14 protein-coding genes are annotated in these 12,968 nt (G+C 48.7%); 3 read left to right on the forward strand and 11 right to left on the reverse strand.

Annotated features, from left to right (window positions below):
- Positions 1–46: 46 nt before the first annotated feature.
- Positions 47–844 (reverse strand): peptidoglycan DD-metalloendopeptidase family protein, encoded by a 798-nt coding sequence (locus ACQCV8_RS02980; RefSeq protein WP_426843050.1) that lies wholly within the window; start codon positions 842–844, stop codon positions 47–49.
- Between the two features lie 126 nt (positions 845–970).
- On the opposite strand from ACQCV8_RS02980, the gene ACQCV8_RS02985 reads away from it, so the two are divergent.
- The 3 genes from ACQCV8_RS02985 to ACQCV8_RS02995 all read left to right on the forward strand — a co-directional run bounded on the left by ACQCV8_RS02985 (position 971) and on the right by ACQCV8_RS02995 (position 2,420).
- The gene (locus ACQCV8_RS02985) at positions 971–1,405 is read left to right on the forward strand and encodes a VanZ family protein (RefSeq protein WP_426843051.1); all 435 of its coding nucleotides are present in this window, start codon (positions 971–973) and stop codon (positions 1,403–1,405) included.
- A complete protein-coding gene (locus tag ACQCV8_RS02990) occupies positions 1,402–1,896 on the forward strand; it encodes an N-acetyltransferase family protein (protein ID WP_426843052.1) in 495 nt (164 codons plus the stop codon). Before ACQCV8_RS02985 ends, ACQCV8_RS02990 begins: the two co-directional genes overlap by 4 nt.
- A gap of 62 nt (positions 1,897–1,958) precedes the next feature.
- Positions 1,959–2,420, forward strand: coding sequence for a hypothetical protein (locus ACQCV8_RS02995; protein ID WP_426843053.1), 462 nt, complete (start codon positions 1,959–1,961; stop codon positions 2,418–2,420).
- A gap of 215 nt (positions 2,421–2,635) precedes the next feature.
- Here the strand turns inward: ACQCV8_RS02995 and spoIID are convergent, their stop codons facing one another.
- The 10 genes from spoIID to nuoI form a co-directional block, all read right to left on the reverse strand.
- Positions 2,636–3,664, reverse strand: coding sequence for a stage II sporulation protein D (gene spoIID / locus ACQCV8_RS03000; protein WP_426843054.1), 1,029 nt, complete (start codon positions 3,662–3,664; stop codon positions 2,636–2,638).
- Positions 3,665–4,105: 441 nt separating this feature from the next.
- The gene (gene murA / locus ACQCV8_RS03005; protein WP_426843055.1) at positions 4,106–5,416 is read right to left on the reverse strand and encodes a UDP-N-acetylglucosamine 1-carboxyvinyltransferase; all 1,311 of its coding nucleotides are present in this window, start codon (positions 5,414–5,416) and stop codon (positions 4,106–4,108) included.
- Between the two features lie 32 nt (positions 5,417–5,448).
- On the reverse strand, positions 5,449–6,186 hold the full coding sequence (locus tag ACQCV8_RS03010; protein WP_426843056.1) for a YwmB family TATA-box binding protein: 738 nt from the start codon (positions 6,184–6,186) through the stop codon (positions 5,449–5,451).
- Between the two features lie 252 nt (positions 6,187–6,438).
- Entirely contained in the window at positions 6,439–6,669 is a 231-nt protein-coding gene (locus ACQCV8_RS03015; protein WP_426843057.1) for a DUF1146 family protein, read from the reverse strand.
- A gap of 177 nt (positions 6,670–6,846) precedes the next feature.
- Positions 6,847–8,304, reverse strand: a complete 1,458-nt coding sequence (gene nuoN / locus ACQCV8_RS03020) for an NADH-quinone oxidoreductase subunit NuoN (protein WP_426843058.1) — start codon at positions 8,302–8,304, stop codon at positions 6,847–6,849.
- Positions 8,305–8,308: 4 nt separating this feature from the next.
- Positions 8,309–9,802 (reverse strand): complex I subunit 4 family protein, encoded by a 1,494-nt coding sequence (locus tag ACQCV8_RS03025; RefSeq protein ID WP_426843059.1) that lies wholly within the window; start codon positions 9,800–9,802, stop codon positions 8,309–8,311.
- Entirely contained in the window at positions 9,799–11,688 is a 1,890-nt protein-coding gene (nuoL, locus tag ACQCV8_RS03030) for an NADH-quinone oxidoreductase subunit L (RefSeq protein WP_426843060.1), read from the reverse strand. The genes ACQCV8_RS03025 and nuoL overlap by 4 nt, the downstream gene beginning before the upstream one ends.
- 33 nt (positions 11,689–11,721) lie before the next feature.
- On the reverse strand, positions 11,722–12,036 hold the full coding sequence (nuoK, locus tag ACQCV8_RS03035; protein ID WP_426843061.1) for an NADH-quinone oxidoreductase subunit NuoK: 315 nt from the start codon (positions 12,034–12,036) through the stop codon (positions 11,722–11,724).
- Positions 12,033–12,542 carry an NADH-quinone oxidoreductase subunit J gene (locus tag ACQCV8_RS03040; RefSeq protein WP_426843363.1) on the reverse strand — a complete coding sequence of 170 codons (510 nt, stop codon included), beginning with the start codon at positions 12,540–12,542 and terminating at the stop codon, positions 12,033–12,035. The genes nuoK and ACQCV8_RS03040 overlap by 4 nt, the downstream gene beginning before the upstream one ends.
- Positions 12,542–12,964, reverse strand: coding sequence for an NADH-quinone oxidoreductase subunit NuoI (nuoI, locus tag ACQCV8_RS03045; RefSeq protein WP_426843062.1), 423 nt, complete (start codon positions 12,962–12,964; stop codon positions 12,542–12,544). The genes ACQCV8_RS03040 and nuoI overlap by 1 nt, the downstream gene beginning before the upstream one ends.
- Between the last annotated feature and the right edge of the window lie 4 nt (positions 12,965–12,968).

Here is a 12,968-nt window from a genome sequence, read left to right on the forward strand (position 1 = left end):
TAAAAGAAGAAAACCCGCCGGGCTCAGTGCACCGGCGGGTTTTGCATTATGCGTTTTCGGAAGGGACAGCTGCTTCAGAGTCCTTTGCGTCCTCTTGCTTCTCCTCTTTCTTATCTTCCTGAGGCTTAGCTTCTGTTTCTTTGCTTGCTTCCGCCTCTTCTGAAATGGCAGTTGCAGGCTTGTCTAGAAGGTTTGCAGGGTTCAATGCTTTTCCGTCTTTACGGATTTCAAAGTGTACGTGTACGCCGTTCTTTTCATTTAATAGATTTTTCCCGGCCTTACCGATTACTGCATGCTGAGCGACTGTGTCGCCTTCTTCAACCGCTACAGATGCTAAAGATTGATAGACAGTTGTAACATTATCTTCGTGCTGGATTTCAACTACATATCCAAGAATCGGATCCTTTACAGCTCTTAGTACTGTTCCGCTTAGGGAAGCTGCCACGTCGAATTCCTTACCGTCCTTTTGCGCAAGGTCAATTCCTTGGTTCGGACTGTACGTGTTATTATAGGATACGAGTGCCGCTTCCTGCTCTTCTTTAGAGGACTTGGAATCATAGAACTTTTTCACGACTTGGATTTCTTCTTTGTTCAGAGCAGGTGCTGTGACGTTCTCTACTGGCTTGGAAACCTCAGCCGCTTCTTCTTTGCCCTTTTCAGTTTGGGCTTTGCCTGGCTGGTCAGCCACTGGCTTCAGATCACTGTTTGAAGCCTGGTACCATAGAACGCTCGTTAAAATCAACGCTGCACTGACTAGATAAATTGCCGGAAATACCCAGCGTTTTCTGAAAAACTGCTGAATCTTTGAATGTTGAGAAGTACGATTTTTTTCTTCCTCTCTCATCTTCATCACCTCAGCAATCATTCTGAACACAATTCTGAAAATATATACATTTACCGAAAAAAATTTAAAAACGCTTAGTATGCGCCAGTGATTCTGTCATTATGCAGCAGGATAGGATGATGTTGGTTGAAGAAACTTTTGTATTGGGTGCTGACAATTGCACCGGTCGCTTATATGTGGCTGATTTGGACTCTATCAAGTATTCCGGGTGATCCAAACGCCCAGAATTCCTTTGAAGCCGTATTCAAAGACTCTCTCCATCTGATAGAGTTCGGCATTCTTTATTGGCTGTTCGCTTTCGCTTTGGCCATTCATGGCAAGTGGAGTGAACGGACGAGCTTAATGGTGGTTATTCTATGCATTGCCTATGGAGCGGCCGATGAGATCCATCAAATGTTCACGCCTTACCGCACGGCAACCTGGTTTGATTTGTTTAAAGATGCGCTGGGGGTGGCCGTTTCTTTTATTATAATGAGAATGACTTATTTTAAATCGAAGGAATCGCGAATGCACCGCTTTTTCCAAAGGCTTGAGACCCTGGATCGGAGGAATGGACAGTGAAGCTGCGAGCAGCGAGACAAGAGGATTTGCCGAGAATCGTGGATATATATAATACAACCATTTCATCCCGGATGGTCACCGCTGACCTGAACCCGGTCAGCTATGAAAGCCGGGAGCAATGGTTTAACGATCATAATGAACGCTACCCTCTATGGGTCGCAGAGGATGAATCTGGTGTGATTACGAGCTGGATCAGCTTTCAGCCGTTTTACGGCCGGGAAGCCTATAAGCATACAGCAGAGGTCAGCATTTATATCGATCCCGCCTGCCGGGGAGCAGGTCTTGGTAAAAAACTGCTCCAGGCTGCCATCGATCAATGTCCGGCCCTTCATATCTACACGCTGCTCGGATTTGTTTTTGGCCATAACGAACCGAGCATCCGTCTTTTTGAACGTTTCGGCTTTGAACGATGGGGAACCTTCCCTAATATCGCCAACCTGGAAGGAACCGAGCGGGATTTGGTGATTTTAGGAAAAAGGGTGCAGGAATAAGGGATTATTTCGCAGAATCATAAGGTATGGAAATTATTTCTTTCAAGCGGGGGGACGATTCCTTGGAAAAAAAACAACCTATGATTGATGCGGAGCTTTTTGAGATTTCCCAGCTGCTGTTTAACGATCCCACTGCGCCGATGCCCAGTCAGGCACTCCTGCAATCCAGCCTGTACGACTACACGATTGAGAGTCTTATATTAATTGAGCACTACCTGGATTCTATTAATGGCTCCAGAGAGCTTGCAGCGGATTACTCCCGCGTCATTCTCCGGATCGGAGCCTATACCGGAGAAGTCATCCGCAGGAACGCTGAACGTGAGTATCATTGGTACGATTATAAGGAAGCCATCCAGCTTCAGCCGATCCTCGGGATATGGGGAGAGCAGATTGACACGAAAGCCGTGCTGTACTGCAGCGCAGCCGATCACACAGTCCTCCCTCTTCAAAAAGTAGGCAAGTACTTGGAAAATGGGATAGAGGATAGCTTGATTGTGTTCGGAAGCTACTTTAAGAGCTGCTGAAGAGGAGCTGTTTTATGGAGGGCCGGCAATTGGTGCCGGATCCATAGGCTGCGCTGCTGATCGTACAGGCGGCACCTGAGCTGCTCCCTACCCTCTTTTCCGACCGGTCAATTCATGCGGGATCCGGGCGTCAGGATCGCCGCTTACATTATTAGCACCCGCCATCGGATGTTTGTTTCTAAAAAGAAATACAGCCTTCCGTGGAAGGCTGCGGTTTATTGCCGGGCTGTCAGCTTTGTGAGGAAGGAGTCGGCGGCTGCGAGAGTGGTGCCGTTGTAGTAGTAGCTGACAATTTCCTTGTAGGATTTTCCGTCCATGGCCATGAAGTTGGCTCCGTATTGGCTCATTCCGACACCGTGGCCGTAGCCTTTTGTTTGGATGACCACGTTTCCGTCTTTCAGCGTCCAGGTGAAGTCGGTCGATTTTAAGGCGAGCTTGGAGCGCACGTCCCGGCCAGTTAAGGTCTTGCCTCCGATTTCTACTTTTGCTACGCGGTTGCTGGATGTTCGTTCGGTTACTTTTCCGACGGAGCCTGCGGATGTTAGTTTGACGCCGAGTTTTTTTTCAAACTCAGCGACCGGGAAAATTTGCTGATTATAGTATTTCGGTGATTCCTCGTCCCATGGGCTTTTGACGCTGCGTAAATATGGAAGGGCGTTGGCCCAGTAGTCTTCTGAATTTTCGGTATAGCCATTGCTTGTGGAGAAGAAGGACGCGGTGATGGGCTTGTCTTCGTACGTGAGGATTTGCCCGGCTGTTCCTGATACGGCAGTCTGGACTTTTTCTGCACGCCAGCTGTAGTCGCTTCCCCAGATTCTTTTTAATTCTTCTTTGTTTTTGTACACTTGATGGATGACTGTGTCTGTTACGTTTGCTTTAGAGCCAGCCGGAGTGGCAATGCCGGTGCCGGCTGTGAGCTGTTTAACGATGACGGTTCTTGCTGCGAGCGCCTGTGCTTTTAACGCCTCCTCCTCAAAGTCCGCCGGCATTTCAGAGGCGACGACCCCGAATACGTATTCTTCGAGTGGCACGTTTTCTACTTTTTTCGCTGCTGTCCGGTACACGGATACGGCTACGTCCGTTTCGGATTTAATCTGGTTCTCCTGTTTTTCCTTCTGCTCGATTTCTTCTCCCAGCTGTCCGCCAGATTTGCTGACAAAGGGAGAAACTAGCAGTGCCGGAATCATGAGAACTAATACAAAAAGTCCGGCTAGTCCGATCCATAGCGGTTTCAATGAATTCATCCACTTGAGCCTCCTGGTTGAGTATGCTTATACTCCATCCTATGGGCTTGGACAACCATTTATTACTTATATTGGCAAACAAGCGCCGTCCTGCCCGCAAGCGCCTGTTCTCTTATTCTCCCCGGCTGCCGGTGCTCCTGTTCAGCTCTCCTTTCGTTGTTTTATCATCTATTCTGTCAATATGGATTGTTTTCTGCATCGTCAGGACCGCTATTATAGAAGCGCCGGTGGAAAAAAGACGAAATAAGTCATGTCCGGTTGTTTCTGCATCTGCCTGTCTTCTTTCTCCCCATTTTAATCATTTAATTTCAAAAAATTCAGTTTTTTAAAAGCGGAAAGGAATGATTTTGTTCAAATCCAGGTATACTGATAGTGTTCCAGCTTAGCACAGCCAATAAAAAGAACCCGCCCAGATGGCGAGTCCCGTTTTAGCGTATAAAATTATGCATTTAAGTCCGAGACAGCTTTTGGTTCTGCTGTGATGGATTCTTCATTTTGCGAGATCCGTTCGATGTCGGCTCCGATTCCGGCAAGCTTGCCGTGGAAATTTACGTAGCCGCGGTCGATGTGCTTAAGTTCAGTTACACGTGTGTAGCCTTCTGACACAAGGCCTGCCAGAACGAGTGCAGCACCTGCACGAAGATCGGTTGCTGCTACTTCAGCTCCTTGAAGCGCTCCCGGTCCTTCGATGATAACGGAACGTCCTTCAATTTTAATATCCCCGTTCATGCGGCGGAATTCTTCCACATGCATAAAGCGGTTTTCGAATACCGTTTCTGTAATCATGCTTGTTCCCTTGGCCTGAAGCAGCAATGCCATCATTTGAGATTGCATGTCTGTCGGGAATCCAGGGTGAGGCATGGTTTTAATGTCGATCGCTTTTAATTCTTCAGGTCCAATGACTCGCAAACCATCCTTTTCCTCGATGATTTCGATACCCATTTCCTTCATTTTTGCAACGAGTGATGCGAGGTGTTCAGGTACGGCACCTTGCACAAGTACGTTTCCGCCTGTGATCGCAGCAGCGACCATGAAGGTTCCTGCTTCAATACGGTCAGGAATGATGTTATGACGGGCGCCTTTTAAGGATGCGACTCCTTCAATCCGGATTGTGCCTGTTCCGGCACCGCGGATTTTTCCGCCCATTGCATTGATGTAGTTTGCCAGGTCAACGATCTCCGGCTCTTTTGCACAGTTTTCGAGGGTGGTTGTGCCCTCTGCAAGTGCAGCCGCCATAATGATATTTTCAGTGGCGCCGACACTTGGGAAATCCAAATAAATTTTAGCTCCCTGCAGTCTGCCTTTTACTTCGGCGTCGATGAAGCCATTTCCTACTTTAATGACGGCTCCCATCGCTTCGAAGCCTTTAAGATGCTGATCAATCGGACGTGACCCGATGGCACAGCCGCCCGGCAGCGCAACTCTGGCGCGGCCAAGTCTTGCCAAAAGCGGACCCATCACAAGGACGGATGCACGCATTTTGCGCACATATTCAAACGGTGCTTCTGTACGAAGCTCGCTGGATGCATCTACAATTACCTGATTGTTTTCAAAATGAACATCTGCACCGAGGTGGCGCAGAACTTCATTAATCGTATATACATCGGAGAGCGTAGGTACATCACAAATAATGCTCTTTTCTTCACTGGCTAATAAGGATGCAGCGATAACCGGCAAAACGGCGTTTTTGGCACCTTCTACCTTAACTGTGCCGTTCAACTTCTGACCGCCGCGGACGATGATTTTTTCCAAGGTATTCCCCTCCGCGTCCCAAATTCTCTATATTAATATTCAGTCGTGATGATTGGTGTTCCTGCGACTACACTAGTATTTTCGCCCAATCCGCCGGATCTAACGGCTATTTGCACATTCATTCTGCCTTGTTCAGCTGGAATCGTTCCCTTCCAGCGTGCTGTGTATGCGGATACCGATACGAACGCTTCTTCTTTAAGCTGTTCAAGCGGTTCTGCGTTAAATTCGTTGAGCAAAGCATCAGCAAGATGCAAAACACCTACCATCTTATCATCTCTACTGCCTTTAATACAAGAGAAAATTGTGGGATTTTCATGAATAATGTCGAATGATTGCTTTTTAACATACTGATAAATGCCGGTCCATTTTTTGGAAGCATTTCCACGTCCATGGACCTGATACAGGATATACGAATTCGATTGAGTGTTTGTGTCGGTTGAAATAATCTGCAGCGTTTCCGTGGCACCCAGATCTTTGTTCATTCTGGTGCCCGCCGCCTTCCATCCATTGCTGGTCCGTTCAATCGACCAATTATAAAGACGATGCTTCTGTGTAAAACGTTTCACATTTTCGGAAAATTTTCCGGCTGGCAGCGAAATATTCTTTTTTGTGTAGAGTGTCCACTCTTCCACTTCAATGCCTTGTTTTATGAAGGCTTCTGCCAGCTGCTGAACCTCAGGCGTTTCAGCGGCCTCGCCAAAGTTCCCGTATACTGAAGCGACGACAGCAAACATGATTCCAGTAATGATGATCTGTTTTATTTTATCCATTCCGTCCACGTCCTCTCCTTACTAACAGTGTTGCCGGAGAGCGTTTGGACATACGTGGAAAAAGTCGTCATTCTTCTACAGATTGAAGCATTTTACAAGGTCTTTTGTACTGTTCAGCGTGGGGTTTAACAGAATCAGAAAGCGCTTTGATTCTTCGGCCAGACCCATGCTGGTCAGCAAAATTGTGCCGCTGGGATTGTTCTACTGCAACCCCTTCTCCACCTATATTCCCAGAGGATTCCGGCGGTAAACTTAAAAAAGCGAAGGGAGTTCTTTTGACCAGAAAAAATAGTCAAGAAAGAAGCTGCTGGCAAGGTAGGCGATGCTGATGGTCAGCAATATAAACAGAACCCGCGCCTGCACGACGCGGCCGCTTCTGATAAATTTGTCGAAATTTAGCGACTGAAGCGCCCACCAGGTGACAGCAATAAAAAATAAATGCGACACGAGTCCGGTTAAAGCATTTTGTGTGATTTCAATCATCCTATTCCTCCAAATGCGATTAGTGAGCGGTTTTGTATGCTGATTTCAGTAAATCACTGGAGATGGGCATGCTTTCACCGCAAAGCAAAATGCTATTTTATCATTTCTTATGCAGTAAAAAAAAGAGGTTTTCACCTCTCCTATTATATCGCCCGGCCGCTGTAAAATGTTTAATAATTAAAAGATGTGCGGGAAAATCCCGAAGAAAACAGTACCAGCTGTGCAGATGATGATGACTGCCCCCGCAGCAGGGTGAAAGCGGAGGGGCTTTTGTTCCTTTCCCTGTCTAAAAAAGATCTGGGTGAATACCTGAAAATAATACACGTACGAAATGATCGTCGTTCCGAGCATGATGGCGGCGAGAAAAATCATCGGTGTTTCTCCTGTAAATGCGCTTAACAGGATGGTCAGCTTCGCCATGAATCCGGCTGTGCCCGGAATACCTGCCAGGGACAGCAGAAAAATCCCCATCAGCACGGCAAGAACAGGAGATCTTCTATACATCCCCGCAAAGGAAGCCATATCTCCCGAACCCGTCTGCTGCTCAGTCAGCATCAGAATGGCGAAAGCTCCGGCGTTCATAAACAGATAGGCAAACAAGTAAAACCAAATGGCATCGAACACGAGCGGCGAGCCCGGGGATGCGAAGGCGACAAGTACATATCCGGCATGTCCGATTGAGGAATAGGCAAGCATTCTCTTCACATTCCGCTGTTTCAATGCAATGACATTGCCGGCAATCATCGTAATGGCCGCTAGGACGGCTATATAAGGCTGCAATTCAATGAAAAGAGGCTCTCCATCCAGAATGGATGCATTTATGAAAATGGTATAAAAGAGCCGGATGATCAGGATAAATCCTGCTGTTTTCGAAACTACGCTCAGGAATGCTGTAACCGAGGTTGGTGCTCCTTCATACACATCCGGAACCCACATATGGTAAGGGGCGGCTGCAATTTTAAAGGAAAGACCGGTAAAAATGATGAAAAAGGACAGGCCGAGAATAAACAGGTGATTGGTATTTTCCAGGCTTTGAAGCGCAGCGCTCATTTCCGTTAATGAGACCGTGCCGGTGATGCCGTACAGGTAGCTCATTCCAAAAAGAGTAATGGCCGTTGCGGCTCCGCCGTTGACAACGTATTTCAGGGCGGCTTCATTGGATTTGCTGTTGTTTTTCTTGAAGCCGGCTAAAATGTAGGAGGAAATGGATAGAAGCTCAAGGCCGACAAAAAGGGTGATGAGATCCCTGCTCGAGCTCATGAACATCCCCCCGAGAAGGGCAGTGAGCCAGAGAGTGAAAAATTCACTCCGGTGCGTCACTTCTGATTTTTTCTCCTGGAAGGATAGGAGATAGATGAGAGCAGCACCGGCCAGCAGCAAGGTTTTAAACAGTTTTGCGAAGCCATCGAGCACGAAGCTTTCTCCAAGAATGCCGTTTGCATCATCCGGATTTAAAAACAGGAGGACCGATCCTGCTCCAACGATGGAGGCAAGCCCTATATAGCCAAGCCAATCCTTGTTGAATTTTTTCGGCAGCAGCAGGTCCAGGACAGAAATGAGGATGACTCCGCCAAGAATGATCCATTCCGGTGTCATCAGCAGCCAATTGTAGGAAAGCAGTGTTTGGGCATCCATTTCTTTATCCTCCAATCCCTTTCATAATGGTTTCAATGGCGGGCTGCAGCGGTACGGCGAGTCCATCCGGGAAAATACCGATTGAAATAATCAGGACGAGCAGCACCCAGGCGGGGCCTGCTTCCTGCCATCTCAAGTCCTGTGTGGGCTCAGCCAGTCCTTTTTCTTTGCCGAAGGTCATGGACAAAATCGCCCTCAGCACATAAACAGCCGTTAAAATGAGACCAAGCGCAGCAACGGCGCCAAGCTCCGGCTGAACGAGAAAGATCCCCATAAAGGCCATTAATTCACTGATAAATCCGGACATTCCCGGAAGTCCGAGTGATGCCATCCCGCCGGCCAGCAGAATACCGGAAAGCTGCGGAAGCCTTTTGGCCAGCCCGCCGAGCTCCCTGATGTCAGTAGTCTGAAAGCGCATCGCCAGCTGTCCGGCGAGGAGGAACAGCAGGGCGGAGATGAAGCCGTGGGAAACCGTCTGAAAAATGGCTCCCTGAATTCCTGCTTCATTCACGGCTCCCAGGCCGATTAGGACGATGCCCATATGCGAGACACTTGAATAGGCAAGAATCCTTTTGAAGTCTGTCTGGATGAGTGCGAGAAGAGCCCCGTATAGAAAGTTGACCGTTCCTAAAATCAGGAAGGCCGTTCCAAGTGTCTGAAACGCTTCGGGGAAAATTCCCATACCGAAGCGGATCAGCCCGTAAGCTCCGATTTTCAGGAGTACGCCTGAGTGAAGCATGACCACCGGCGGCGGCGCCTGGGCATGAACGTGCACCATCCAGGTATGCAATGGCACAATCGGAAGCTTTACACCGAACGAAACAAGGAGTGCAAGCATCAGGCCAAGCTGAAGAGGTTCTGGAAAATCCTTAGCCAGATCAATCAGCTTCCCGATGTTCACCGTTCCGGTGAGGGCAAATAAGTAAACGATGACAATCAGAAGCACGGCCGAACCCGCTCCATTAAAGAGGAGGTAATACCAGGCTGCTTTTTCCCGCTCGCGGAAGCCCCATTTTCCAATCAGAAAAAACATCGGAACGAGGGTCACTTCAAGAAAGATGAAAAACAGAATCAGATTCTCAGCAGCAAAAACCCCGAGCATGCCGGTCTCTACAATCAGCAGCAGGGAAAAGTAAGCCTTCAGGCCGGATTGAATCAATGCGGATGAAAAGGCAGCAAGCACTGCCAGGACAGAGGCAAGGATGAGCATGATCAAAGAAAAGCCGTCGATGCCAAGCTCATAATCCACTGTAAAAAAATACTCTCCGCCAAGACTGACGCTGCCCATTTTGAACCAGGGGACGGAAACCGTGAACCGCTCAATTCCGGCCCCAAGCGCATACTGGACGAGAATGATACTTGAAAGGATGAGAGCCGGCATCGCAGCAAAAACTCCGGTAAGCCTAACCGCCCGCACATGTTTTTTGGGGATAAACAGAAGAACGGCTGCTCCGGCAAGCGGGGAAAACACGAGCAAAGTCAAAACAAGACTGTTCATTTTAAGATCCCCCCTGTCAGCATAAAGACGGCAGCGAGCAGCGCAAGGCCCAGAAATGCTGCAGCTGCATACACCTGGGTCTGGCCGCTTTGCAGGCTGGAGCCGGCTGTCCCAAGCCCCTGCACAAGCGCTGCGGCTCCTTTAACCAGGGTATCTACCAAATAGCGCTCAATCAATTGGCAAAGGAAAGCGATGGCCCTTACCGCTGCAAGGATGGTCACTTTATACAGCTCATCGATATAGTATTTATCCAGCAGCACCTGATGGATCATCGGAATTTTTTTCCGGATCGCGTTTCTTTGGATCCAGCCTTTTTCGTAAATGGCGTAAGCAAGCCCGATTCCTGCAAGTGAAGCTGTTACCGCCGTGATCATGATCCACAGCGGAGCCGGTTCATGTGCCTCTCCGGGCTGCAGCCATTCGCCCAGACCCGGAAACCACGGCGTATTAATGAATCCGGCAAAAATCGCAAGTACAGCAAGAACCAACATCGGGACAATCATAAGTGGTCCCGATTCTGCCCCTCTCTCAAGCTTTACGCCGGTCTGTACTTCCGGACTGACCGCTGCGGCCGCCTCTCCCGTTCCGTTTCCGAAAACGAGGAAGAACAGGCGGAACATATAGAAGGCTGTGAAAAAGGAAGCGAGGACGGAGATCCAGAACAAACCCGGATTGCCATGAAGCCAGACCGAGGCGAGAATTTCATCCTTGCTGAAAAATCCGGCAAACAGCGGAAACCCGCTAATCGATAAGGCCCCGGTCAGAAATAAGGGTCCTGTCCACGGAAGCCTTCTCCAAAGGCCTCCCATTTTCCGGATGTCCTGTGTATGAACGGCATGGATGACGCTTCCGGCCGCTAAAAACAGGAGAGCTTTGAAGAAGGCATGGGTCAGCAGATGAAAAATTCCGGCCGTGTAGCCTGATGAACCAAGAGCAACCATCATAAAGCCGAGCTGGCTGACGGTTGAATAGGCGAGCACCCGCTTCATATCCGTCTGCACAAGCCCGATGCTTGCCGCGAAAATAGCTGTAAACCCACCTGTCACCGCCACAACGGTCAGAGCCGTTCCGCTCGCTTCGAACAGCGGGTACATCAGGGCAGTGAGGTACACACCCGCTGCCACCATCGTAGCCGCATGGATGAGAGCCGAGACTGGCGTCGGACCTTCCATCGCATCCGGAAGCCACGTATGCAGCGGAAATTGCCCTGACTTTCCGATGGCCCCGGCAAAAATCAACAGGGCAATAAGAGTCAGCATCCCGTTAGAAATGGCTCCCGCACCGACGTATTGAAAAATCACATCATATTCAAAGCTGCCTGTTTGAGAGAAAAGAAGGAGCATCCCTACTAAAAGCCCGACGTCCCCGATTCTAGTCATGATAAAGGCTTTCTGTGCTGCTTTTTTGGCCGATTCCTTTGAAAAATAAAAGCCGATCAGCAGGAATGAGCCAAGTCCGACAAGCTCCCAGAAAACGTAAAGCTGCAGGAGATTGGCTGTCATCACAAGCCCGAGCATGGCAAACGTAAACAGACCAAGGTACGCATAGAAAATGGGTATCCGCTCATCCTCTGCCATATAAACCTTGGAATACATATGTACGAGAAGACTGACGAGGGAAACCGTAATCAGCATAAGAGCATTAAGCTGGGTGATTTCAAAGCCTGCTGTAATGTGAAAATCTCCGATGGAAAGCCAAATGCCCTCTGCTTTAAAGGTTTCGTGCTGAAAACGGTCCGCAAGAACAAGAATGGAAAGCAAAAAGGAAAGCAGCATAAGGCCTGTTCCAAGCCATGCACTCCATTGGGCCAGCTTCTTCCCGGAGAGGAGCAGAAGCAGGAAGGAAACGAGCGGAAAAAGCGGTATCAGCCAGGCGAATTGCATCATATTCCCTATCCCCTTTTTCTAGGTTCTGTTTTTCTAATGCTTCATCGTATTGTAATCATCGATTCGGACGGATTTGCGGCTGCGGTAAAGAGCGAACAAAATAGCCAGTCCAACCGCTGCCTCTGCCGCTGCTATCGTGATCGAAAACAGCGCGAAAACCTGCCCGGTGATCGCAGGGGCGGCTCCAAGCTTGCTGAAGGCAACGAGGTTGATGTTCACGGCATTCAGCATAAGCTCTACACAAATAAGAACAATCACCGTATTTCGTTTAGTCAGGGCTCCGTAAAGACCGATGCAGAAAAGGATCAGGGCCAGAACGAGATAGCCGGAAAGCGGAACCGAGCTCATTGCTTCTCCTCCTCTTCCTCTTTTTTTGCGAGAACAATCGCACCAATTAAGGCGGCCAGCAGCAGAACTGAGGTCAGCTCAAACGGAATTATATGCCCGGTAAAGAGCGCGATTCCGATTTGCTCCGTATTATTTTCATGAAGGGCAGCAGGCTCCCCGGTTAGATCGAGATTGTAAATCCCGATGTACATGACTACGGCAAACACGGCGATCCCCGCAAAAACAAGCCACTTTTTCAACCGTCCTGAGGCCGTCTCTTCCTCATCGGTTTTCCGGGTCAGCATGATACCGAACAGCATGATGATCGTCACCGCACCTGAGTAAATAAGGATTTGAACAACGGCAATAAATTCAGCTGTCAGCAGAATGTACAGGCCAGCGATGCTCAGGAAGGTCAGCACGAGTGACACGAGCATATGGATCACCTTTGTGACATTCAGCATGAGGATCCCGCCTGATATGGCTGTTAAAGAGAGAATGGCGAATGCGGCAAACTCACCTGAAATCATTCGACTTTATTCTCCTTTCGGACATGGGTATCATTTTCATCGAGCCATTTCATATCCTTGAAAAGATGGTCCCGGCTGTATTCCGCCAGCTCAAAATGATTGGTCATGACAATCGCTTCGGTCGGGCAGACCTCCGTGCATAAATCGCAAAGAATGCATATTTCAAAGTTAATGTCATAGGTCTCGATGATTTTTCCCTTTTTCGACGGATCGGGGTGTTTTTTTCCGGTTAGCGAAATGCAGTCTGTCGGGCAGATGTGGACGCATTGATTGCAGACGATGCATTTTTCCGGATAAAATTTTTGGATGCCTCTGAACCGGTCGGGAAGCTGCAGCGCCTCATTCGGATAATCATATGTCACTTTTTTCTTCGTCAGATTTTTCAGCGTGTAGGAAAGTCCTTTCCCCAAACCCCGCATGATG

The sequence above is a fragment of the Metabacillus sp. 84 genome, from assembly GCF_050107715.1.
Classification (GTDB): Bacteria; Bacillota; Bacilli; order Bacillales; family Bacillaceae; genus Metabacillus_B.